The following is a 21,638-nucleotide window of genomic DNA, read 5'->3' as shown; positions in this document are numbered from 1 at the left end:
CCGACGCGACGTCGGCATCCGGGCCAGCTGGCAGTGTAGACGCTGGCCGTGCCGCCAAGACGAACGCGAGGAGCCTGCACAAGCTCCGGAGTGCCCCCAATCGCCGCGAGACTGGCCTCGTTCGGCCAGCTGCAGCTGGCCCTAGCGGCTGGACGGAAAGCTGAACACCGCGCCTTCGCGCACGCCGGCCGAGGGCCAGCGCTGCGTGATGGTCTTGCGCTTGGTGTAGAAGCGCACGGCATCGGGGCCATAGGCATGCAGGTCGCCGAACAGCGAGCGCTTCCAGCCGCCGAAGGAGTGGTACGCCACGGGCACCGGCAGCGGCACGTTGATGCCGACCATGCCGACCTGGATGTTGTCGCTGAACCAGCGCGCGGCTTCGCCGTCGCGCGTGAACAGGCAGGTGCCGTTGCCGTATTCGTGGGCATCGATCATCGCCATGGCTTCCTCGAGCGTCTTCACGCGCACCACGCCGAGCACCGGGCCGAAGATTTCTTCCTGGTAGATCGTCATGCCTGGCTTCACGCCGTCGAACAGGCAGGGGCCGAGGTAGTAGCCGCCGTCATGGCCTTCGACCTTGACGCCGCGGCCGTCGACCACGAGCTTCGCGCCCGCCGCCACACCGGCATCGACGAAGGCCTTGACCTTGTCGAAGTGCGGCTGGGTGACCAGCGGGCCCATGTCGTTGCCGTTGTCGTTGCCGGGGCCGACCTTCATCTTCGCGATCTCGGCCTTCAGGCCCGCGACCACGGCGTCGCCCGTTTCGTCGCCGATGGCCACGACCAGCGGAATCGCCATGCAGCGCTCGCCGCAGGAACCGTAGGCCGCGCCCATCAGCGCGCTGACCGCGTTGCCGATGTCGGCGTCGGGCATGACGACCGCGAAGTTCTTCGCGCCGCCCAGGGCCTGCACGCGCTTGCCGTGCGCGCAGCCCGTGGTGTAGATGTATTCGGCAATCGCGGTCGAGCCCACGAAGCTCACGGCCTTCACGCGCGGGTCGGTCAGCAGCGTGTCGACGGCTTCCTTGTCGCCGTTGACCACGTTCAGCACGCCCGGCGGCAGGCCGGCTTCGAGCGCGAGCTCGGCCACCAGCAGCGTCGAGGAGGGCGTGCGCTCCGAGGGCTTGAGCACGAAGGTGTTGCCGCAGGCCACGGCCATCGGCCACATCCACAAGGGCACCATCACGGGGAAGTTGAACGGCGTGATGCCGGCCGTGACGCCCAGCGCCTGGAACTCGCTCCACGAGTCGATGGCGGGTCCGACGTTCTTGCTGTGCTCGCCCTTGAGCAGCTCGGGCGCATAGCTGGCGTACTCGACGTTCTCGATGCCGCGCTGCAGCTCGCCGTGCGCGTCCGAGAGCACCTTGCCGTGCTCGGCCGTGATGAGCGCGGCGATGCGGTCGGCGTTGGCTTCGAGCAGCGTCTTGAGCTTGCTCATCACGCGGGCGCGCTTGAGCGGCGGCGTGTTGCGCCAGGCCGGGAAGGCGGCTTGCGCCGAGGCGATGGCCTGCTCGACCGTGAGCTTGTCGGCGAGCGCCACGCTCTTGTCCGAGAAGCCGGTGGCCGGATCGAACACCGGCTGCACGCGGGTGCCGCCCGCGACGCGCTGGCCGTCGATGAAGTGGCCGATGGTGGTGGTGACGTTCTTGTCGTTTTGCATGGAATGACTCGGTGAGGGATCAGGCGGTTTCGGCGAGGGCGTCGGCCAGGGCGTTGACGAGGCGATCGATCTCGGCCTTCTCGGCGATGAAAGGCGGTGCCAGCTGGATCGTGTCGCCGCCATAGCGCACGTAGAAGCCCTTCTTCCAGCAGTTCATCGCGATCTCGTACGGTCGGCGCGCCGGCTCGCCGGGCAGCGCGGCGATGGTCAGGCCGGCGGCGAGGCCGTAGTTGCGGATGTCGGTCACGTGCTTGCTGCCCTTGAGGCTGTGCACGGCATTCTCGAAATGAGGCGCCAGCGTCTTCACGCGGCCGATCATGTCTTCCTTCTGCAGCACGTCGAGCGCGGCGAGGCCGGCGGCGCAGGCCACCGGGTGCGCGCCGTAGGTGTAGCCGTGCGGGAACTCGAGCATGTAGTCGGGGCCGCCCGCGGCCATGAAGGTGTCGTAGATCTCCTTGCTGGCGACCACGGCGCCCAGCGGCTGCGCGCCGTTGGTGACCTGCTTGGCGATGTTCATGATGTCGGGCGTCACGCCGAAGGCTTCCGCGCCGGTGAGCGCGCCGCAGCGGCCGAAACCGGTGATCACTTCGTCGAAGATCAGCAGGATGTTGTTCGCGGTGCAGATGTCGCGCAGGCGCTTCAGGTAGCCCTGGGGCGGAATCACCACGCCGGCCGAACCGGCGAAGGGTTCGACGATCACGGCGGCGATGTTCGAGGCGTCGTGCAGCGCGATCAGGTCGAGCAGGCGGTCGGCCAGCTCGGCGCCGGTCTCGGGCATGCCGCGCGTGAAGGCGTTGCCTGCGAGCAGGGTGTGCGGCAGGTGATCGGCTTCGACACCCTGGCCGAACAGCTTGCGGTTGGCGGCGATGCCGCCGACCGAGATGCCGCCGTAGTTGACGCCGTGATAGCCCTTCTCGCGGCCGATCAGGCGCGTCTTGCCGGCCTGGCCCTTGGTGCGCCAGTAGGCGCGTGCCATCTTCAGCGAGGTGTCGGCGGCTTCGGAGCCCGAGCCGGTGAAGAACACGTAGTCGAGCCCGGCGGGCGTCAGCTCCTTGATCCTGTTGGCCAGCTCGAACGAGAGGGGGTGGCCGAACTGGAAGGCGGGCGAATAGTCGAGCTTGGCGATCTGGCGGCTGACCGCTTCGGTGATTTCGGGGCGGCCGTGGCCGAGGCCCGAGCACCAGAGGCCCGACAGGCCGTCGAAGATCTTGCGGCCGTCGCCGTCGGTGAAGTAGGCGCCCTTGGCCTCCACGATCATCCGCGGATCGGCCTTGAAATTGCGGTTGCCGGTGTAGGGCATCCAGTGCGCGTCGAGCCAGGCGGCGTCGGTCCGCAGGGCGGGCGTGGGTTCGATGGCGGGCGTTGCAAGGGTCATGGCGATTCCCGCTTGACGCGGGCTCCGAAGGGGAAATGAGATGGGTGGATTGTTCGCAGAGCCTTCAGTGTGGAGAATGGTGCAATATCAATGTTCACTTGACACTTTATGCAAGTAAAGACACCGCGCGAAAGCGTTGCCAGGAACCGCGCCGTGCTGGGGCAGCTCAGCGACATGGATCTGCGCCTGCTCAAGGTGTTCAAGAGCGTGGTCGATTGCGGCGGCATGGCGGCCGCCGAGCTGGAGCTGAACATCGGCACTTCCACGGTGAGCCGGCATGTGAAGGACCTGGAGACTCGGCTCGGCCTGGTGCTGTGCCGGCGCGGTCGGGCCGGCTTCGCGCTCACGGCCGACGGACAGCGCGTCTACGACGAGACGCTGCGGCTGCTGGCTTCGGTCGACGCCTTCCGCGGCAGCATCGACGACATCCACAACCGCATGGGCGGGCAACTCGAGGTGGCGCTGTTCGACAAGACGGCGACCAATCCGAAGGCGCGCATCGGCGAGGCCATCGCCCGCTTCTCGGAGATCGCGCCGGAAGTGAGCCTGGCCGTGCACGTGGGCTCGATCAACGCCATCGAGCAAGGCGTGCTGGAGGGCAAGTTCCAGATCGGCATCATTCCTGCGCACCGCAGTTCGAAGAGCCTGGTCTATGGGGACCTGTTCGATGAAACCATGCTGCTGTACTGCGGCGCGGGGCATCCGCTGTTCGAGGGACCGCACGGCAAGCTGACCTGGTCGCGGCTGCGCGAGCACGACTTCGCCGGCCTCGGCTATCACTCGCCGAACATGGAGCTGAGTCACCGGGCCCAACTGGCGCGCAAGGCCACCGGCTTCGACCAGGAGGCCATTGCCACGCTGATCCTCTCCGGACGATTTCTCGGCTTCCTGCCCGACCACTATGCCCAGGTCTTCGAGCAGCGCGGCGCGATGAAAGCGGTGCTGCCCGCGCGCTTCAACTACGCCTGCCGCTTCGTCAGCCTGATGCGGCGCTCGCCCAAGCCTTCACGCACGGTGCTGGCCTTCGAATCCTGCCTGAGCGCGGCCCACGCAGCCCGCTGAGGCCAGGTCTCGCCAAATTGACAGACCGACTGGTCAGTCGGTAAACTGCGGTCGCCAAGCTTCGATCCATCCTGATTCACGCGACCGAGAGACACCCCAATGAGCGAAAACTTTGCCGCCGACCTGCATCGCAGAGCGACCGCCGCCATGCAGGCGGAGCGAGCGGACGCCGATGCCCACGGCGGCCAGGTCGAGGTCGGCCAGTACACCAGCGACGACACGGCGAGCCAGGAATCGAAACTGCTGCGCCGCTGCCCGCAACCTGTTGCCGCAGGATCCTCGCTCGCAGCTCCCGGGGCGTGGCTTTCAATGACCCATCTCGGCATCCCGCTCCTGCTCGTTCGCCAGGAGAGCGGGCAGGTTCAGGCCTTCGTGAACGTCTGCCGCCATCGCGGCGCCCGCGTGGTGCCCGAGGGCAGCGGCAACGAGGCGCGAGCGTTTGTCTGTCCCTATCACGCGTGGACCTATCGGCCCGACGGCGCGCTTCGAGGTGTTCCCCAGTCCTTCGGCTTCCCCTGCCTCAAGCAGGAAGAATCCGGACTGCGCAAGCTGGCCACGGTCGAGCGCGCGGGGCTTGTCTGGGTCATCCTCGATCCGGAGCTGTCGCAGAAGGATCCCAACGAGAGCCTGGGGTCGCTGATGGACAACCTGGAATCGCTGGCCGGGCTCAGCGCCCCGGTGGCCTTCGCGCCGCGCTCCTACGAGGTCGAAGCCAACTGGAAGCTGCTGGTCGATGGCGCTTTCGAGGCCTATCACTTCAAGGTCGCCCACCGAAAGACCATCGCCCACATGTTCGTGGACAACATGCAGGTCATCGACGAGTTCGACCTCCACCGGCGCCTCTATCTCATCAAGGCGCGGTTTTCGGAAGACGCCCCCGAGGCGACAGGCTTCGATCCGAGGAAGTACGGCAACCTGACCTACTTCTTCTTCCCGAACACGACGATCCTGGTCCAGCCCGACCACGCACAGCTCAGCAGCCTCGAGCCCCTCGGCGCCAGCAGAACGCGCGTGCACGAGCTCACGCTGATTCCGGAAGTCCCGGCTTCGGACAAGGCGACGGCGTACTGGCAAGCCAACGTCGACCTGTATCGCCGCACGCTCGCGGAAGACTACGAACTGGCCGAATCGATTCAAAGGGGCCTGGCGTCCGGCGCCAATGACGTGCTCACCTTCGGCACCTTCGAGTACAGCGCGCCGCGCTTTCATTCGCAGCTCAGGCAGCAAGTGGCCGACATGCAAGCCGGGCGCTGAGCGCCAGGCGCTTCATCAGCGATTCGAAGTCGGCGACCCGGCCGATGGGTGGCTGCGCGTCGCGCGAATACAAAACCAGGAGACAAGAAATGAACGAAACGAATCTGATCGATTGCCTTGCCCGAAGGGCGCGTGAAATGCCGGACGCGACGGTGTTCGCTTCCGGCGCGCAGTCCGTCACCTTCGCCGAGATCGACCGGCGCACGAGCAAGCTCGCGAATGCACTGCGTTCGCTCGACATGGGGCCCGGCAGCCGCGTCGCGATCCTGACCAGAAGTCCCGAAGACTGTGCCCTTCTCGTGTTTGCGGCCATGAAGATCGGCGCTGTCTGCGTCCCGATCAACTGGCGCCTCGCGCCGGACGAGATCAAGTTCATTCTCGAGGACTCCGGCGCGCGGATGCTGGTCGCGGATGCGGAAATTCTGGCCCGCGTGTCGGACGTCGTCGCGCAGTGCGGCGTCAGCGCCTTCGTGGTCGATGGCGCGACCGGCGATCACTTGCGGCTTGACACGTGGTACGCAAGCTTTGACGACCGTACGGCGGACCGCGCGATCGCGCTCGAGGACGAGGCGCTCCATATCTATTCATCGGGCACCACAGGCCGCCCCAAGGGGGTCGTGCTGACGCATCGCGGACTGCTTTCCGCCTGTCAGGTGACCTCGGAGGCCTGGAAACTCGACCAGAACGCCACGCTGGGGCATGCGCTGCCGACCTTCCATATCGCGGGGATGCTGCTGCTTCTGTTCCCGGTCTACGCAGGCTGCCGATGCGTGACGTTCAAGGAATTCAATCCGAAGGAGTACCTCTCGGCGCTGTCCAGCCAGAAGATCACGCATGTTCTCCTGGTGCCCGCGATGATCAGTTTCCTGCTGTCGCAACCCGCTGCGCGCGAACTGGACTTCGGCAGTCTCGAACTCATGGCGTACGCCGGGTCTCCCATCACCGAGCCGGTCCTTCGCGCGGCGATGGACGTCTTCGATTGCGACTTCTCCCAGATCTACGGCTTGACGGAGGTGTCCGGCGTGGTCACCACCTTGACGCCCGAGGACCATCGCCGCGGCGCCGAACTGCTGCGCTCGGCCGGGCGACCGATGCCTCGCGTCGAACTGCGAGTGGTCGACCCGATCGCGCTGACCGACATGGAAGAGGGGCGCGTGGGAGAGGTCTGGATCCGCAGCGATCGAAACTTCAAGGAATACTGGGGCAAGCCGGAGTCCACGCGGGAGTCGTATCCGGAGGGGCGCGACGCCTCGGGCGGCTGGTTCCGCTCGGGCGACGCCGGCTACCTGAAGGGCGGCTATCTCTTCCTGAGCGACCGGATCAAGGACATGATCGTCTCCGGCGGCGAGAACATCTATCCGGCGGAGGTCGAGAACACCTTGATGAAGCACCCGGACGTGGCCGACGGCGCAGTCATCGGGGTCCCCGATCCCGTATGGGGCGAGTCCGTCAAGGCCTGCGTGGTGCTGCGCCCGGGCGCGTCGGCAAGCGAGGCCGACCTGATCAAGTTCATGCGGGACCACATCGCCCACTTCAAGTGCCCGAAGACGATCGACTTCGTGGCCGTGCTCCCGCGCACGGAGTCGGGCAAGCTGCTCAAGCGGGAACTGCGGGCGTCCTATTGGGTCGGGCACGCGCGCGCGATCAACTGAGCGCCCGTTCCTACAATCGCGAGATGCCCAGCAAACCCAAGTCTCGCAAAGAAATCATCCTTGAACGCGCGGAGCATCACTTCGCCGAGCATGGATTTCAAGGCGGGTCGCTGTCGGCCATCGCGCGCGATTGCGATGTCGGAAACCCCGGGCTGCTCCACCATTTCCCCAGCAAGGAGGAGCTGTACCGGGCGGTTCTCGAACAACAGGCCGAAGAGCTGATGGCGCGCCTGCACAAGCGCTTCGAATCGGCCGGGAGCCTGCAAGAGCGCTTGCAAGCGTTCGTCGAGCTTCAGGTCGAATGGATGCAAGCCAGGCCTACGGGATTCAAGCTCATCACGCGCGAGCTGCTCGACAACTCCGAACGGATCCAGGTGGCGCAAGCGAGGCCGCTCGAAGATTTCCTGGCGGGCAGCCTGAAGCTGCTGGACGATGCGCAATCAGCCGGCCTTGTTCGCAGCGACCTTCCCGCCGTCGTCATCCTCACGATCATTCTCGGCACCTTGAACTACGCGAAGATCGTCCGCCCCACCTTCGACAAGGCCTTCGCCGACCCTTTGCTGAAGAACGACAAGCGATGGATGGGAGCGATCGCGCGCGATGTCCTGCGCGTCATTTCCACTGGAGACGGCCCGGTGAATTCGTAGCCGCCCGCAGCGCCGGCGCTCACCCTTTCACGCACACCACCTGCTTCAAGGTGTGGACGACCTCGACCAGGTCCTTCTGCGCAGCCATGACCGCATCGATGTCCTTGTAGGCCATCGGGATCTCGTCGATCACGTCCTTGTCCTTGCGGCATTCGACGCCTTGGGTCGCCCTGATCTGGTCGGCGATCGTGAACAGCTTCTTCGCCTTCGTGCGGCTCATCACGCGACCGGCGCCGTGCGAGCAGCTCTCGAAGCTCTCCGGATTGCCGAGACCGCGCACGATGAAGCTGCACGCACCCATGCTGCCCGGGATGATGCCCAGCTCGCCGCGCTTCGCGCTCACTGCGCCCTTGCGGGTCACGAACACGTCCTCGCCGAAATGGCGCTCCTGCTGCACGTAGTTGTGGTGGCAGTTCACCGCCTCGACGTGCGACTCGAAGGGCTTGGCGATCACCTTGCGAAGGGTCGCGAGCAGGTTGGCCATCATCACTTCGCGGTTGCGCGCTGCGAACCTCTGCGCCCAGCCGACGCCGCGCACGTAGTCGCCGAAGTACCGCGCGCCCTCCTCGAAGTAGGCGAGGTCCTGGTCGGGCAGATTGCGCTGGTGCAGTTCGGCGTCCTTCTTCGCGAGCGCGATGAAGTGCGTGCCGATCGCGTTGCCCACGCCGCGCGAACCCGAGTGCAGCATGAGCCACACGGCGCCGTCTTCGTCGAGGCAGACCTCGATGAAGTGGTTGCCGCTCCCCAGCGTTCCCAGGTGCTTGCGGTTGTTCGTGTTCCTGAGGCGCGGGTGCAGCTCGCACAGCGCATCGAACTCTTCCGCCAGCGTCGCCCAGGCCTGATCGACCGCATCGGGCGGGTCTTCCCAGCTGCCTTGATCGCGGCCGCGGTGGCGCGGCGACGCGCCGTGCGGCACCGCGCGTTCGATCGCCGCACGCAGCGGCCCGAGCTTGTCCGGCAGGTCGTTCGCATGCAGGGTGGTCTTGCAGGCCATCATCCCGCAGCCGATGTCCACGCCGACGGCCGCCGGAATGATCGCGCGCAGGGTCGGAATCACCGAGCCCACGGTCGCGCCGATGCCCAGGTGCACGTCGGGCATGGCCGCGATGTGCCTGAACACGACGGGAAGGCGCGCTGCGTTGAAGAGCTGCTTCTTCGCCTCGTCTTCGACCGGCACGCCGCGCGTCCACATCTTGATGGGCACGCCGCCTTCGGGTTGTTCGGTGTCGTAGGCCATTTCATTCCTCCTCGGTTCAATGGGTGAACGCGACGGAACTCGGGTCGGCCGACCGGGCCGGCGGCCGTTCAGAGGAGGATGTGCCCAGCTCGATCCGCGCCCCAGCGCTCCGCTAGTGGCTGTCCTCGATGTTGAGTATCTTCCCCAAGCCCAGAAAATAGTTGGCAAACGCAAGCAGCGCTGCCGTCACCGCAATGTAGACAGCGGAGAGTGCCGCCAGCGTCGGGTCGGCAAACTCCCGAACATAGTTGTACATGGCCACCGGCAGCGTCTGCGTGTTCTGCGTCGTCACGAACAGCGAGGCAGTGAATTCGCTGAACGACATGATGGCGGCGAACAGCCATCCGCCGAAGAGCCCGGGAGCCAGAAGCGGGACCGTGACCGTGAAAAGCACTTTCACCGGCGACGCGCCCAGGCTGGCCGCTGCCTGTTCAAGCCGTTCGTCCAGGTTCTCCATGGAAACATAGACGCTTCGGAGCACAAAGGGCAGAACCAGCATGACATGGCACAGGATGACGATGCCATAGGCGCGTTGCATCGAGATCTGGGACACCAGGATGAGCAGGCCCAGCCCCAGCGTGAAATGCGGCACCACCAGCGGCGAGTGCAGGATCGCGAGCAGGAGCTGCTTGCCGCTGAATTCCAACCGCTTCACGGCGATGGAAAGACAGGTCCCGATCACCAATGCCAGGAAAGAAGACCATCCGGTGATGACCATGCTCGAGCGAAAACCCTCCTGGAAATCCGGATAGCTGAACACCCGCAAGAACCACTTGAGCGAATACGACTCAGGCGGAAAGGCCAGGATCGCTTTTTCATTGAATGCGGCGATCGTCACCACCACCACCGGCAACAATACGAATGCAAGCAGGATGGCGATCAGGAGCGGGCCGGCAACACGCAGCGGCAGAGGCAGGGAGCTTCGGATTTTCATTTCAGTGTCCTCCAGCGGCCTTCAGGCGCTTCGTCAACAGTCCCAAGGCGAAGAGCGCCGCGGTCGTCATCAGCAGGCCCATCACGCTCAGGCTGGCTGCCAGCGGAAAATTCATCGAAGAAAAACCCAGTTGGTAGACCAGGGTCGACACCGTGGGCACGCGGCCTCCGCCGATCATCTGAGGCGTCGCGAAAGCACTGAAAGTCCAGGCAAAGGCGGTCGTGATGCTGGCCAGGATGCCCGGCATTGAAAGAGGCAGGGTCACCGTGACGAAGGTTCTGACGGGGCCGGCGCCCAGGCTTTGCGCGGCCTTTTCATAGTCGCGGTCGATGTGGGATATCGCTGTCGCAAGCATCAGGACCACCACGGGAATCGTCACGTGCACCAGCGCGACGAGCACGCCCAAGTGGGTGAACATGAGTTCGAATGGCCATTCGATCAGGCCGAGCTTTCGCAAGGTACCGTTGATGAAGCCGTTGCTGCCCAGGACCGCGATCCACGAGTAGGTCCGGACGATTTCACCCAGAAACAGCGGCGTGATCGAAACGATCAGGATGAAGGATTTGAGAGCCCGGTTCTTCACACGAACGAGGGCGTAGGCCAGGGGATAGGCGGCGAGAAGCGAGAAAACCGTCGTCTCCACACTCAGCAACAAGGTATTGGCAAACGCATCGAGATAAATCGACTTGCCCATGCCGGTGAAGTTGGCGAAGGTCAGCCCGCCGACATCCAGTGAGCCAGGGACAAACGCCCGAAAGCTGAACTGGAACACCGCGGCCAGGGACACGACGATGCCCACCGCAACTATCACGGCTGGGGATACCAACCAGGCCCGTAGATCGGAGCGCATTCCTAAACCTTGTTCCAGAGACTTGATCGGCCAGGGAGGATTGCTGCGGCCCAACGGCGCAAGAACCCTCCCCCTTGATGAACCCTCAACGGGTTCAGTTCATGATGTTTTCGGTGAACCACTTGCGCCACTCTGCAGTCTTCTCGGCGCGCAGCTTGTTGTCGATGACGATGGTCTGGGTATCCCACTGTGCCTTGGTGGTGAACACGCCAGGCAGCTTGGCGTCTTCGGCCGAAACCGTTGCGTTGTCGACGACCGGGCTGGCCTTCTTCGAAGCCACGATCTTCGACTGCACTTCGGGCGACAGCGCAATGTTCAGGAACTTGTGGGCCAGGTCGGTCTTGGTACTGCCCTTCATGATGGCCATGGTGTCAACGCCGAGCACCGCACCTTCCTTGGGCATGACCACCTTGATCGGCACGCCCTGGCTGGCCATGTGGTACGCGTTCATCGAGAGAATGACTTCTACGGGCGTTTCCCCGGTGGCGATCAGTTGCTGCGCATTGGCGTCGTTGGTATAGAAGGCCTTGAAGTTGGGCTTGAGCGCCTTGAGTTTGTCCTGGCCCTTTTCCCAGGACTTGGCGTCCCCGCCCGACAGCATGGCGGAAACCGCAATCAAATGGCTGGGGTCGAAGTCAGGGGCGCTGATCTTGCCTTTCAGGGCCGGATTCCACAGGTCATTCCAGCTTTCGAACTTGACGCTGGGCGGCAGCAGGTCGGCGCGATAGCCGATGGAATACACATAGGCCCAGCTGCCGATGTGGTACGGGCTGATCCTGGCGCGGTCGACCAGGCGGCTGGCGTTCGGGATCTTGCTGTTGTCGAGCTGCTCGAACAGATCGCTGTTGACGTAGAGCCAGCCGACATGCGAGGTCGTGAACGTGATGTCGCTTTCGGGCTTGGAGGCGAGCTTGGCCTTGTTCAAGCGGTCGATGGTGCCGCCGGTCACGTACTTCACCGGCACGCCGGTTTGTTTGGTGAACTCCTTGCCGATGTTCTCGTCGATGAGGTCGCGGAAACTTCCGCCCCAGGTGCTCACCACCAGGGCGTTGTCCTGCGAATAGGCCGACGTGGCGGCCAGCGCGGCGGAGAACATGCACAGTTTCAAAAGCTTGCGAATCATTGAATACCCTCAATTGAGAAGTTGACGTTGGTCGGAGCTGAGAGTCCGTCGGTGAGCCGCCTGGCGATACAAGAATCACGCCAGCACCACGCCCACCCACCGCGGTGACCGGATGATGTGGAACTCGCCCTCTACGGCCAAGTCGCCTTTTACTTAGGGGTGCCTCAAATTTCCCGATGGGCGCGGGACGGCGAGCAACGCTCGGAAATTCCTAAACGGTCGCCCGGAAAAAACAAATGGCACCGATGGCCAGCGCCGATGACCATTGCCATTCCCGAAGTCGCCAACTTTCCAGGCATAGCCCCCAGCAACATGAAACACACCCGCATCCGCCCTTTCAATACCAAGGCCACGTACCCGGAACAGAAGCTCGACAACGACCTTTGCCAGGCCGTTGTCGCCCGGGGCAGCACCGTTTTCCTGCGCGGGCAGATCGGACAGAACCTCGACACGTCCGAGAGCGTCTGCATCGGCGATGTCAGCGGACAAGCGGAGCAGGCCATGGCCAACATCGCGATGCTGCTGAAGGAAGCCGGCGGCGAGATCCAGGACATCTGCAAGATCACCATCTACATCATCGATCCGCGCTACCGCGAGGCGGTTTATCTCGTCGTGGGCCGCTGGCTGAAGGGGGTTTTCCCGGTGTCGACAGGCATCGTGGTGTCGGCCCTGGCCCGTCCGGAATGGCTGGTGGAAATTGATGCCACCGCCGTGATCCCCGACTGAGCTTCCATGACGTTCTCCATCATCGCGCGCTGCCCCGCCACCGGGCAGTTCGGTGCTGCCGTGGCCTCGTCTTCTCCCGCGGTCGCCGCACGGTGCATCCGCGGCCGCAAGAACGTGGGCGCCGCCGCCAGCCAGAACATCACCGATCCGGACCTGGGCCCGCTCGCGCTGGACCTGCTCGCCAGCGGACTGACGCCGGCGCAAGCGGTGGCCGAGCTGCAAAAGCGCCCCTTCATCGAGTACCGCCAGGTGATGGCCATCGATGCATCGAACCCGCCGGTGGTTTTCACCGGCGCCAAGGCGCTGGGCACCCTGGCCAGCGTGGTCGGCACCCATGCGGCCTGCGCCGGCAACATGCTGCTCACACGCGAGGTGCCCCAGGCCATGCTGTCGGCTTTCGAGAGCGCCGAGGGCCCGCTGGCCGAACGCCTGATGCAAGCCATGCTCGCAGGCCAGGCGGCCGGTGGCGAGGAGGGCCCTGTGCATTCGGCCGGCCTGCTGGTCTACGGGGACCAGAACTGGCCCATCGTGGATCTGCGGCTGGACTGGGTGGAGCTCGACCCGGTGCAGGCGCTCTACGCCACCTGGAAGGTCTACGAACCGCAGCTGCAAGCCTACGTCACGCGGGCGCTCGACCCGCGCGCAGCCCCCAGCTTCGGGGTGCCCGGAAACCTCTGAAGGGCCGCCGGTACACTGGACCGTCAACGTCCCGCGACGTTCCACGGCCTCTTCTCTAACTCGATATGCTCAACCGCGTTTCATTGCGTCAGATGGAGTACTTTGTCGCCACCGCGAAACACGGCAGCATCGCCGCTGCGTCGGCGCAGATCCATATCTCCTCGCCCTCGATCTCCGCGGCCATTGCGCATCTCGAGTCCGAACTGAACGTGCAGTTGTTCGTCCGCCATCCGTCCAAGGGACTGGGGCTGACCGCCATCGGCACCCTGGTCCTGAGACAGTGCCAGGATGTGCTGGACCAGTCATTCCGCCTGTATGAAATCGCCTCGGATTCGTGCGATGTCATGCAAGGCGCTTTGCGGGTGGGCAGCTTCCAGTCGCTCACCGCCATGATCGCGCCGGAGGTCATCTTCGGATTCTCCCGGGCGTTCGAGAAGGTCGGCGTGGAGATGGTCGAAGGCGACCAGGTGGTCTTGATGAACAAGCTCCGTGCGCTCGAGGTCGACCTGGCGATCACCTACGACCTGCACCTGGGCGACGACATCGAGTTCGAAACCCTGGCGACGCTGCCGCCCTATGTGCTGGTGAGCGAACTGCATCCGTTGGCGCAGGAGACGGCCGTCACGTTCGAGGAGCTGGCAGCCCAGCCCTATGTGCTGCTGGATCTGCCCATGAGCCGGGAATACTTCACCTCGCTTTTTGCCATGGCCGGCGTCACGCCGAACATCGTGGCGCGCTCGCGGTCCGAGGAGGTCGTGCGGTCCATGGTGGCCAACGGCATCGGGTATGCGCTGTTCAACGTGCGGCCCAAATCGAACCAGGCGCTCGACGGCAAGCGCATGGTGCGTGTGCGTCTGGCCGGCACCCATCGCCCGATGCTGCTGGGACTGGCGACCTACAAACCGATGAAGCAGTCGCGACTGACCCGCGTCTTCATGGAGCGCTGCCGCGCCTATATCTCCGACCAGTACATCCCTGGCATGAGTGCGGCAAGTTTCTTCGACCCCCACATCACGGCGCCCTGAGGCGCCCCACGCATCGGTCATGAACCAAGCAAGTTCTGCAAGCATGTCCAGCATCTCGCTGCTGGAAACGCTGATTGCCTTCCCTTCGGTTTCCCTGAAACCGAACATCGGCCTCATCCACAAGGTGCAGGAGATCCTGGCGGAAGCCGGCATCGAATCCACCCTCGCGCCGGATCCGCAGGACGCCAGCAGGACCAACCTGTTCGCCACGGTGGGTCCGCCAGGCATTCCGGGTGTCTTGCTCTCCGGCCACACCGACGTGGTGCCCGTGGACGGACAGCCCTGGACCTCGCCGCCCTTCGAAGCCACGCACAAGGACGGCCGCATCTACGGACGCGGCTCGGCCGACATGAAGGGCTTCGTCGCCTGCGCGGTCACGGCCATGGTGGCGGCGGCCCGGAGACCGCTGATGCGGCCCCTGCAACTGGCGCTGTCCTTCGACGAAGAGATCGGCTGCGTCGGCGTGCGCCACCTGCTGCGCCGACTCGAGAACAGCCTTCCTGCCCCGTACCTCTGCATCGTCGGCGAGCCCACGCTGATGCGTATTGGAACCGGCCACAAGGGCAAGTCCGCCTACCGGGCGGTCTGCTGCGGCCAGGCCGGCCATTCGGGCCTGGCGCCCAAGTTCATCAACGCCGTCCACATGGCGAGCGACCTCGTCGCGTCGGTGCGCGACGTGCAGCGTGAACTGTCTGAAACCGGCCCTCGTGAGGATGGCTACGGAGTGCCCTACTCCACGGTCCACGTCGGCGTGATCCACGGCGGCCGGGCCCTGAACATCGTGCCCAGCGAATGCGAACTCAGCTTCGAGATTCGCCATGTCTCCGAAGACCAGCCCGAAGAGATCCTGGCCCGCGTACTCCAACGCCTGGTCGACCGTGTGGCGGCCGATGCGCTGCATCCCGAAGCCCCCTTGCCGGAGATTCAGCTGACCAACAGCTATCCCAGCCTGAGCACGCCCGAGGATTCACCGGCAGTCGGCCTGCTCAGTTCCTTGCTGCCCCCCGGCACCCGCTGCACCAAGGTCGACTACGGAACCGAGGGCGGCTTGTTCAAGCAGAGCTGGCGCGAGACCCCGGTGCTGGTCTGCGGTCCGGGCAGCATCGAGGTGGCGCACAAGGCCGACGAGTACGTGGAGCTGTCGCAGATCGAAGCCTGCGACCGGATGCTGGCCGGCCTCGTCGACTTCCTCTGCCAGTAGGCCTTAGCGCATGCGCAGGATGTCGCGGTCGACCCCGCGGATATCCGTCTTGCCGCAGAAGGCCATGGAGAGATCGAGTTCGTTCCGGATGAGCTGCAAGGCGGTGGTGACGCCCTTCTCTCCCAGGGCGCCCAGGCCGTACATCATGGCGCGGCCGATGTAGGTGCCGCGCGCTCCGAGCGCGATCGCCTTCAACACGTCCTGCCCCGAGCGGATGCCGCCATCCATGTGCACCTCCACCCGGTGCCCGACGGCTTCCACGATGCGTGGCAGGGTGGAGATCGATGAGGAGGCGCCGTCGAGCTGGCGGCCGCCATGGTTGGACACCACGATGGCATCGGCCCCGCTTTCCACCGCCAGCCGCGCATCCTCGGGATCCTGGATGCCCTTGACGATCAGCTTGCCGTTCCAGCGCTTCTTGATCCATTCGATGTCTTGCCAGGACAGGCGCGGATCGAACTGTTCCCGGGTCCACTCCACCAGCGAGCCGATGTTGTCCACGCCCTTCGCGTGCCCGACGATATTGCCGAAATGGCGATGCCGGGTGCCCAGCATGTTCCAGCACCAGCGCGGCTTGCTCGCCAGATTGACGAGGTTGCGCAGGGTCGGCCGAGGGGGCGTGGACAGGCCGTTCTTCTTGTCCTTGTGCCGCTGTCCGAAGACCTGCAGGTCCATGGTGACCACGAGCGCGGAACAGTTGGCGTTGCTGGCCCTGTCGATCAGGCCTTCCACGAAGTTCCGGTCGCGCAGCACATAGAGCTGAAACCAGAACGGATGGCGACCGGTCGCCTCGGCCACCGCCTCGATCGGGCAGATGCTCATGGTCGAGAGGGTGAAGGGAATGCCGAATTTCTGCGCCGCGCGCGCCGCCAGGATTTCACCATCGGCATGCTGCATGCCGGTGAGACCGGTGGGCGCGATTGCCACCGGCATGCTGACCGGCTGGCCCACCATGGTGCTGGCGATGCTGCGCTCGGTGATGTCTACCGCCACGCGCTGGCGGAATTCGATCTTCCCGAAATCCTCTTCGTTGGCACGGTAGGTGTATTCGGTCCACGAGCCGCCGTCCACGTAGTCGTAGAACATCCGAGGCACACGTTTCCTCGCCAGGCGGCGCAGGTCTTCGATGCAGGTGATCAAGGGCGTGTTCATCCTATTTCCAGGGATCGCGTTGCCCGGCCAAGGGGCTGGATGCAAGGCGCCCGTGCGCAGCAAGGCTCGCGCCTTGCAAGCGCGGGCAACGCCGCAGACGGCCCCTTGGCCGGGCAACCCGAAGGGAAGGCCTGCCAAGGCGTGCCACTCCGCGTTGCGCTCCTGGCATGTGCCAACGCACATGCGGCGTCGCGCGCCTTGATTGGCCCGCCTTGGCAGGCCTTCGCGACCCTGGAAATAGGGTGAACACGCCCTGATCCATGCAGGCTCAGGTCTTGCCGTATGACATGTACGCGTCCTGGATCACGATATGGTCGGCGATGTACTTCGCGTCATGCCACACGCCATAGATGAAAGATGACGCGCGATTGACCAGGTTCGGCAATCCCAGGAAATAGATGCCGCTCTCGGCGGAAATGCCCCGCTTGTGAAAAGGCGCGCCCTTTTCATCGAAGGCATTGACCTTCAGCCAGCTGTAGTCGAACGTGAATCCGGTCGCCCAGAGAATGGTCGTGATGCCGGCCTTGCCGAGATCCAGGCTCATGATCGGTTCCTTGAGGCAATCCGGATCCGGCAGCAGGTCCCAGGCTTCGGGCTCCGGCGGAAACGGCAGGCCGTTCTGCTCGATATAGGCATCCGCTTCACGCAACACGTCGAAGTACGCCTGGTCGCCTTCCGCGACATTCCCGGCCAAGCCTTCTTCGAATTCGATGACGCCACCCTTGTAGGCCTTGGTCAGGCCCACCAGCGTCACGCCCATGTGTGCAAGGCGGCGGAAATCGACCGTCTTGCCACCCTCGTAGCCGCTGACGGCGAACGCGACGTGCTGCTTCTTGGGCTTGATCTTGACCTCGTCCCACAGGCCCAGGGCACCCAGCCACCAGCAGTAGTCGCGGCCACGATAGGAACGCGGCGGGCGGTAGTGCTCGCCCACCGAGAGATAGACCGTCTTGCCCGCTTTTCGCAGTTCCTCGGCGATCTGCGAGCCGGAGGCACCCGCACCCACCACCAGCACGGCGCCTTCTCGCAACTGGCCCGGGTTCTTGTACGCCGAGGAATGCAACTGCTGAATGCTGTCGGTTTCGGGAACGATCTTCGGATAGGCCGGAATCTGGAAAGGACCGGTGGCCGAAACGACGTTGGTCGCCTCGATGACACCCTCGGAGGTCGTCACCTTGAAGCCCGGGCGACCGATGTGGCGCTCCACCTGTTTGACTTCGACGCCGGTACGCACCGGCGCCTTCAGCTTGGCGGCGTAGTCCTCGAAGTATTGCGCCATGCGCTCTTTCGGCGGAAACGACTCTGGCGACACATCGTCGAACTTCAGCCCCGGAAAACGGTCATGCCAGGCAGGGCCGTTCGCGACCAGGGAATCCCAACGCTCCGAACGCCAGCGTTCCGCGATCCGATTGCGCTCCAGCACCACATGCGGCACGCCCATGAGGGAAAGGTGCTCGCTCATCGCAATGCCCGCCTGACCGGCGCCGACCACCAAGGTATTGATTTTTTCCACTGACATTTGGGTTTCCTAAAGAAGATCGCCTCTGATGCACGTCGCCAGGCAGCCTGGAGACATCAGCCGTCGATGCAGGCGAGTCTGAAGAAGCACGCCACATTTGAGAATCACAGTTTTCGGATTCAGGGCTTAGGAAAAAGCAAAGCGCTGCCCACGAGGCCCTTGCAGGGGCATGTGCCCTGCGGCCATCGAGGCCTTTCGTTTTTCCGAGGGGCCGCATCAATTTCGGCAAAGACCCGGTCGGGGATCCATGACTTATCGTTCGGGCATGAAAGTAGTCCACTCCGACCCTGCAGCGCAGCCCAGCCTTTCGCATCCGCAGGCCGACATCGCCGTCAGCCTGGAAGGCGTGGTCAAGAAGTACCACGACCAGACCGTGTTGCACGAGGTCTCGCTGAAGATCAAGCGTGGCGAATTCCTGACCCTGCTGGGTCCGTCGGGCTGCGGCAAGACGACGCTGCTGAACCTGATCGCGGGCTTTGCCGAGGCCGACAGCGGCGAGATCTTCATCGAGGGCCAGCCGGTGACCAGCGATCCGCCGCACAAGCGGCAGATCGGCATCGTCTTCCAGAACTACGCGCTCTTTCCGCACATGACCGTGGAGCGCAACATCGGCTATGGCCTGCGGATGCGGGGCGTGTCCAAGACCGAGGTGGCCCAGCGCGTCAAGGAAGCGATGGCCATGGTCAAGCTCACTGGCCTGGGGCACCGCAAGCCGCGCGAACTGTCCGGCGGCCAGCAGCAACGTGTGGCGCTGGCGCGCGCACTGATCATCCAGCCCAAGGTGCTGCTGCTCGACGAGCCCTTCTCGGCCCTGGACAAGAGCTTGCGCGGCTCGATGCAGGTCGAGATTCGCGAGATCCAGCGCCGCCTGGGCCTGACCACGGTCTTCGTCACTCACGACCAGGGCGAGGCGCTGGCCATGTCGGACCGCATCGCCGTGATGTCGGCCGGCGTCATTCGCCAGATCGCCTCGCCCGCCGACCTGTACCGGAGTCCGCAGGACCCGTTCGTTGCGTCCTTTCTTGGCGACGTGAACATCCTGCCGGCCCACTACCAAGGCAAGACCGCCAACGATATCCAGCTGCGCCTGGGCTCAGGCTACCTCAGCCTTCCGCACGCTCGATTGGTCGATGCATCGCACGAAGGCGAGAGGCTGGATGTCTACGTCCGCCCGGAACACATCCTGCTGGAGAGCCTGCATGCCGGTTCGGTCCTGAGCGGCACCGTGATCCACCACGTCTTTCAAGGCGACCACATCAATACCTACGTGGATGTGGATGTTCCGAAGACGGCCCGCCAGGTGGTCACGGTGCGCAGTGCAGGCCTCGGCGCCATGCAGCATTGGCCCGTCGGCTCGGTCGCCGGGCTCGCCCTTCTCGACGAGGGCATCAGCGTTTTCAGCTCCCGAAAGTAAAAGGCCAAGCAGACCCCATGACCGAAATCAGAACCCCCCTTCCGAGTTCCATGCAAGCCATCGTCGCCCGGGAGCCCGGCGACGCCAGCGTGCTGGGGCTGGCCGAGCGCCCCATGCCCGTGCCCGGAGCCGGCGAAGTCCTGCTGCGCGTGCTCGCCGCCGGCATCAACCGGCCCGACGTCATGCAGCGTCAGGGCATCGCCAAGCCCGCACCCGGCATCACCGACGTGCTCGGCCTGGAGGTGTGCGGCGAGGTCGTCGCCTGCGGCCCCGGTGCCGACAGCACGCTTGTGGGCCAGCGCCTCATGAGCCTGGTGCCCGGCGGAGGCTATGCGCCGTGGTGCACGGCGTCGGTCGATCATTCCTTCGTGGTGCCGGCCGCTCTGTCCGATGTCGAGGCAGCCGCTTTGCCCGAAGGGCTCTTCACTGTCTGGCACAACCTGTTCGAACTCGGCCGTCTGGCCATGGGCGAGACGGTTCTGATCCACGGCGCCGCGGGCGGCATCGGCACGCTGGCGATCCAGATGGCCCATGCGGCCGGCTGCACGGTCATCGTGACCGACAACGACGAAGCCCGATTTCCCGAACTGAAGGCCTTGGGCGCCGATCTGGCGATCTGCTGGCCCACCACCGACTTCACCCAGGCCTGCCTGGACTACACCGAGGGGCGCGGGGTGGACGTGGTGCTCGACATCGTCGGCGGCGACTATGTGCGCCGCAATCTTCAAGCCATGGCTTTCGGCGGACGGCATGTCAGCCTGTCCTTCATGCAGGGCTCGGCGGTCACCATTGAACTGCTGACGCTGATGCAGCGCCAGCTGAGCCTGCACTCCTCCACCATGCGTCCGCAGAGTCACGATGAAAAGGCCCGCATGGCCAAGCGCCTGGCCCACCACGTGATACCGCTGCTGAAAAACCGGCGGATCGCGCCGCGCATCCACGGCACTTTCCCGGTCGCGGAGGCTGCGGCATCCCATGCCTTGCTGGAAAGCGGCAAGGTGTTCGGCAAGCTGGTGCTGGTGCCCTGATGATGAAACTCCTCTTTGCTCCGACCTCCCCCTTCGTGCGGAAGGTCATGGTGTGCGCGCACCTGACCGGACAGGCCGACAAGATCCAGCTCCTGGACAGCGCCGCTCATCCGATTCGACGCGACCCGCGCATCGCCGCTCACAACCCGCTCGCCAAGGTGCCGACCCTGATCCTGCCAAGCGGTCAGGCCCTCTACGACAGCCGGGTGATCTGCGAGTACCTGGCCAGCCAGGCGGGCGCAGAGAAGATATTTCCTGCGTCCGGCACCGACCGATGGACGGCACTGAGCCGCCAGGCACTGGGCGATGGCCTGCTCGACGCCGCGCTGCTGGCGCGCTACGAGCTGACGGCGCGCCCCGCCGAATTCCAGTGGCCCACTTGGCACGAAGCCCTTTTGACGAAGGTCACGAGCTGCCTCGCCGCCATCGAAGCCATCGCATCCGACCTGGCCCACGAAGAGCCCACCATCGGCGAGATCACCATCGGCTGCGCATTGGGGTATCTGGACTTCCGGTTTCCCGCACTGAACTGGCGCGCCCAATGCGGCGTCGCCGCCCGTTGGAACGAAGCCTTCCAGAGCCTGCCCGCCATGCAGGCCACCCGCCCCTACGAAGCTTGAGAAACAAATGACCCAAACCTCGAAGCCTCCTGTCACCGTCTGGTTCCTGAACGGCCCCAACGCCAACCTCTATGGCCTGGATGCCAACAAGAGCTACGGCACCGACAGCTTCCCCGTCCTGCAGTCGCGCTGCGAGCAGAAGGCAGCCTCGCTCGAGGTCGGCCTGCGTTTCCTGCAGTCGAACCATGAAGGACAGCTGATCGACTGGATCCAGGAAGCCCGCGGCGTTGCGGACGGCATCGTCATCAATGCGGCCGGTTTGACCTACACGTCCATCCCCATCCTGGATGCCCTGATGTCTTTCCCCGGAAAGATCATCGAAGCCCACATGAGCAACATCTGGAAGCGCGAGCCCTTCCGCCATCACTCCTACATATCGAAGGTGGCGGATGGTGTCATTGCCGGACTCGGGGGGGACGGCTACGAACTCGCCATCGAGGCCATCGCGCGCCTGGTGCGAAAGAGCAAATAGGCTTTCGACC

20 protein-coding genes are annotated in these 21,638 nt (G+C 64.6%); 12 read left to right on the top strand and 8 right to left on the bottom strand.

Translation table 11 applies throughout. The annotated features are described in order from the left end of the window. Window positions 1-141: 141 nt before the first annotated feature. Both AB4Z46_RS20185 and AB4Z46_RS20180 read right to left on the bottom strand, forming a co-directional pair. Window positions 142-1,659 (bottom strand): CoA-acylating methylmalonate-semialdehyde dehydrogenase, encoded by a 1,518-nt coding sequence (locus AB4Z46_RS20185; protein ID WP_442285312.1) that lies wholly within the window; start codon window positions 1,657-1,659, stop codon window positions 142-144. 19 nt (window positions 1,660-1,678) lie between these two features. Then, window positions 1,679-3,034: an aspartate aminotransferase family protein gene (locus AB4Z46_RS20180; RefSeq protein ID WP_442285311.1), complete on the bottom strand. Its 1,356-nt coding sequence runs from the start codon at window positions 3,032-3,034 to the stop codon at window positions 1,679-1,681. A gap of 108 nt (window positions 3,035-3,142) precedes the next feature. On the opposite strand from AB4Z46_RS20180, the gene AB4Z46_RS20175 reads away from it, so the two are divergent. The 4 genes from AB4Z46_RS20175 to AB4Z46_RS20160 all read left to right on the top strand — a co-directional run bounded on the left by AB4Z46_RS20175 (window position 3,143) and on the right by AB4Z46_RS20160 (window position 7,649). Then, on the top strand, window positions 3,143-4,096 hold the full coding sequence (locus tag AB4Z46_RS20175; protein WP_442285310.1) for a LysR family transcriptional regulator: 954 nt from the start codon (window positions 3,143-3,145) through the stop codon (window positions 4,094-4,096). Window positions 4,097-4,195: 99 nt separating this feature from the next. Further along, entirely contained in the window at window positions 4,196-5,350 is a 1,155-nt protein-coding gene (locus AB4Z46_RS20170) for an aromatic ring-hydroxylating oxygenase subunit alpha (RefSeq protein WP_442285309.1), read from the top strand. Between the two features lie 89 nt (window positions 5,351-5,439). After that, window positions 5,440-7,002, top strand: coding sequence for a long-chain-fatty-acid--CoA ligase (locus AB4Z46_RS20165; RefSeq protein ID WP_442285308.1), 1,563 nt, complete (start codon window positions 5,440-5,442; stop codon window positions 7,000-7,002). 23 nt (window positions 7,003-7,025) lie between these two features. Further along, window positions 7,026-7,649, top strand: coding sequence for a TetR/AcrR family transcriptional regulator (locus AB4Z46_RS20160; protein WP_442285307.1), 624 nt, complete (start codon window positions 7,026-7,028; stop codon window positions 7,647-7,649). A gap of 19 nt (window positions 7,650-7,668) precedes the next feature. Here the strand turns inward: AB4Z46_RS20160 and AB4Z46_RS20155 are convergent, their stop codons facing one another. From AB4Z46_RS20155 to AB4Z46_RS20140, 4 genes are all read right to left on the bottom strand, one after another. Further along, window positions 7,669-8,886 carry an RtcB family protein gene (locus AB4Z46_RS20155; protein ID WP_442285306.1) on the bottom strand — a complete coding sequence of 406 codons (1,218 nt, stop codon included), beginning with the start codon at window positions 8,884-8,886 and terminating at the stop codon, window positions 7,669-7,671. A gap of 112 nt (window positions 8,887-8,998) precedes the next feature. Further along, a complete protein-coding gene (locus AB4Z46_RS20150) occupies window positions 8,999-9,820 on the bottom strand; it encodes an ABC transporter permease (RefSeq protein ID WP_442285305.1) in 822 nt (273 codons plus the stop codon). Between the two features lies 1 nt (window position 9,821). Then, window positions 9,822-10,670 carry an ABC transporter permease gene (locus tag AB4Z46_RS20145; RefSeq protein ID WP_442285304.1) on the bottom strand — a complete coding sequence of 283 codons (849 nt, stop codon included), beginning with the start codon at window positions 10,668-10,670 and terminating at the stop codon, window positions 9,822-9,824. 94 nt (window positions 10,671-10,764) lie between these two features. After that, a complete protein-coding gene (locus tag AB4Z46_RS20140; protein WP_442285303.1) occupies window positions 10,765-11,793 on the bottom strand; it encodes an ABC transporter substrate-binding protein in 1,029 nt (342 codons plus the stop codon). 312 nt (window positions 11,794-12,105) lie between these two features. Here AB4Z46_RS20140 and AB4Z46_RS20135 point away from each other — a divergent pair, with 312 nt between their 5' ends. The 4 genes from AB4Z46_RS20135 to argE all read left to right on the top strand — a co-directional run bounded on the left by AB4Z46_RS20135 (window position 12,106) and on the right by argE (window position 15,423). Further along, window positions 12,106-12,519, top strand: coding sequence for a RidA family protein (locus tag AB4Z46_RS20135; RefSeq protein ID WP_442285375.1), 414 nt, complete (start codon window positions 12,106-12,108; stop codon window positions 12,517-12,519). A gap of 6 nt (window positions 12,520-12,525) precedes the next feature. Then, window positions 12,526-13,197, top strand: coding sequence for a DUF1028 domain-containing protein (locus AB4Z46_RS20130; RefSeq protein ID WP_442285302.1), 672 nt, complete (start codon window positions 12,526-12,528; stop codon window positions 13,195-13,197). Between the two features lie 65 nt (window positions 13,198-13,262). Then, window positions 13,263-14,222: a LysR substrate-binding domain-containing protein gene (locus AB4Z46_RS20125; RefSeq protein WP_442285301.1), complete on the top strand. Its 960-nt coding sequence runs from the start codon at window positions 13,263-13,265 to the stop codon at window positions 14,220-14,222. Between the two features lie 43 nt (window positions 14,223-14,265). Next, a complete protein-coding gene (gene argE / locus AB4Z46_RS20120) occupies window positions 14,266-15,423 on the top strand; it encodes an acetylornithine deacetylase (RefSeq protein WP_442285300.1) in 1,158 nt (385 codons plus the stop codon). A 3-nt stretch (window positions 15,424-15,426) separates the two neighbouring features. Here argE and AB4Z46_RS20115 read toward each other — a convergent pair whose 3' ends face one another. Further along, window positions 15,427-16,575 carry an alpha-hydroxy acid oxidase gene (locus tag AB4Z46_RS20115; RefSeq protein WP_442285299.1) on the bottom strand — a complete coding sequence of 383 codons (1,149 nt, stop codon included), beginning with the start codon at window positions 16,573-16,575 and terminating at the stop codon, window positions 15,427-15,429. Between the two features lie 268 nt (window positions 16,576-16,843). Further along, window positions 16,844-18,094, bottom strand: a complete 1,251-nt coding sequence (locus AB4Z46_RS20110) for a flavin-containing monooxygenase (protein ID WP_442285298.1) — start codon at window positions 18,092-18,094, stop codon at window positions 16,844-16,846. 265 nt (window positions 18,095-18,359) lie between these two features. On the opposite strand from AB4Z46_RS20110, the gene AB4Z46_RS20105 reads away from it, so the two are divergent. Genes AB4Z46_RS20105 through AB4Z46_RS20090 form a run of 4 tightly spaced genes read left to right on the top strand, consistent with a single transcriptional unit; the run spans window position 18,360 to window position 21,628 of the window. Beyond that, the gene (locus AB4Z46_RS20105; protein ID WP_442285297.1) at window positions 18,360-19,508 is read left to right on the top strand and encodes an ABC transporter ATP-binding protein; all 1,149 of its coding nucleotides are present in this window, start codon (window positions 18,360-18,362) and stop codon (window positions 19,506-19,508) included. A 50-nt stretch (window positions 19,509-19,558) separates the two neighbouring features. After that, entirely contained in the window at window positions 19,559-20,536 is a 978-nt protein-coding gene (locus AB4Z46_RS20100; RefSeq protein WP_442285296.1) for an NAD(P)H-quinone oxidoreductase, read from the top strand. Window positions 20,537-20,538: 2 nt separating this feature from the next. Continuing rightward, window positions 20,539-21,156 (top strand): glutathione S-transferase, encoded by a 618-nt coding sequence (locus AB4Z46_RS20095; protein ID WP_442285374.1) that lies wholly within the window; start codon window positions 20,539-20,541, stop codon window positions 21,154-21,156. Window positions 21,157-21,163: 7 nt separating this feature from the next. After that, on the top strand, window positions 21,164-21,628 hold the full coding sequence (locus AB4Z46_RS20090) for a type II 3-dehydroquinate dehydratase (protein WP_442285295.1): 465 nt from the start codon (window positions 21,164-21,166) through the stop codon (window positions 21,626-21,628). Window positions 21,629-21,638 lie beyond the last annotated feature (10 nt).

The sequence above is a fragment of the Variovorax sp. M-6 genome, assembly GCF_052114385.1.
In the GTDB taxonomy this organism is placed as follows: Bacteria; Pseudomonadota; Gammaproteobacteria; order Burkholderiales; family Burkholderiaceae_C; genus Variovorax.
The sequence above is the reverse complement of the archived record's forward strand: the minus strand, read 5'-3'. Positions and strand labels throughout refer to the sequence as shown.

What these genes read in the sequence shown, in the direction of transcription:
- argE (WP_442285300.1), top strand. Translation starts at nt 14,266, where the DNA reads ATGTCCAGCATCTCGCTGCTGGAAACGCTGATTGCCTTCCCTTCGGTT.
- AB4Z46_RS20125 (WP_442285301.1), top strand. Translation starts at nt 13,263, where the DNA reads ATGCTCAACCGCGTTTCATTGCGTCAGATGGAGTACTTTGTCGCCACC.
- AB4Z46_RS20100 (WP_442285296.1), top strand. Translation starts at nt 19,559, where the DNA reads ATGCAAGCCATCGTCGCCCGGGAGCCCGGCGACGCCAGCGTGCTGGGG.
- AB4Z46_RS20170 (WP_442285309.1), top strand. Translation starts at nt 4,196, where the DNA reads ATGAGCGAAAACTTTGCCGCCGACCTGCATCGCAGAGCGACCGCCGCC.
- AB4Z46_RS20140 (WP_442285303.1), bottom strand. Translation starts at nt 11,793, where the DNA reads ATGATTCGCAAGCTTTTGAAACTGTGCATGTTCTCCGCCGCGCTGGCC.
- AB4Z46_RS20110 (WP_442285298.1), bottom strand. Translation starts at nt 18,094, where the DNA reads ATGTCAGTGGAAAAAATCAATACCTTGGTGGTCGGCGCCGGTCAGGCG.
- AB4Z46_RS20135 (WP_442285375.1), top strand. Translation starts at nt 12,106, where the DNA reads ATGAAACACACCCGCATCCGCCCTTTCAATACCAAGGCCACGTACCCG.
- AB4Z46_RS20155 (WP_442285306.1), bottom strand. Translation starts at nt 8,886, where the DNA reads ATGGCCTACGACACCGAACAACCCGAAGGCGGCGTGCCCATCAAGATG.
- AB4Z46_RS20175 (WP_442285310.1), top strand. Translation starts at nt 3,143, where the DNA reads ATGCAAGTAAAGACACCGCGCGAAAGCGTTGCCAGGAACCGCGCCGTG.
- AB4Z46_RS20130 (WP_442285302.1), top strand. Translation starts at nt 12,526, where the DNA reads ATGACGTTCTCCATCATCGCGCGCTGCCCCGCCACCGGGCAGTTCGGT.
- AB4Z46_RS20090 (WP_442285295.1), top strand. Translation starts at nt 21,164, where the DNA reads ATGACCCAAACCTCGAAGCCTCCTGTCACCGTCTGGTTCCTGAACGGC.
- AB4Z46_RS20115 (WP_442285299.1), bottom strand. Translation starts at nt 16,575, where the DNA reads ATGAACACGCCCTTGATCACCTGCATCGAAGACCTGCGCCGCCTGGCG.
- AB4Z46_RS20160 (WP_442285307.1), top strand. Translation starts at nt 7,026, where the DNA reads ATGCCCAGCAAACCCAAGTCTCGCAAAGAAATCATCCTTGAACGCGCG.
- AB4Z46_RS20165 (WP_442285308.1), top strand. Translation starts at nt 5,440, where the DNA reads ATGAACGAAACGAATCTGATCGATTGCCTTGCCCGAAGGGCGCGTGAA.
- AB4Z46_RS20150 (WP_442285305.1), bottom strand. Translation starts at nt 9,820, where the DNA reads ATGAAAATCCGAAGCTCCCTGCCTCTGCCGCTGCGTGTTGCCGGCCCG.
- AB4Z46_RS20185 (WP_442285312.1), bottom strand. Translation starts at nt 1,659, where the DNA reads ATGCAAAACGACAAGAACGTCACCACCACCATCGGCCACTTCATCGAC.
- AB4Z46_RS20105 (WP_442285297.1), top strand. Translation starts at nt 18,360, where the DNA reads ATGAAAGTAGTCCACTCCGACCCTGCAGCGCAGCCCAGCCTTTCGCAT.
- AB4Z46_RS20145 (WP_442285304.1), bottom strand. Translation starts at nt 10,670, where the DNA reads ATGCGCTCCGATCTACGGGCCTGGTTGGTATCCCCAGCCGTGATAGTT.
- AB4Z46_RS20180 (WP_442285311.1), bottom strand. Translation starts at nt 3,034, where the DNA reads ATGACCCTTGCAACGCCCGCCATCGAACCCACGCCCGCCCTGCGGACC.
- AB4Z46_RS20095 (WP_442285374.1), top strand. Translation starts at nt 20,539, where the DNA reads ATGAAACTCCTCTTTGCTCCGACCTCCCCCTTCGTGCGGAAGGTCATG.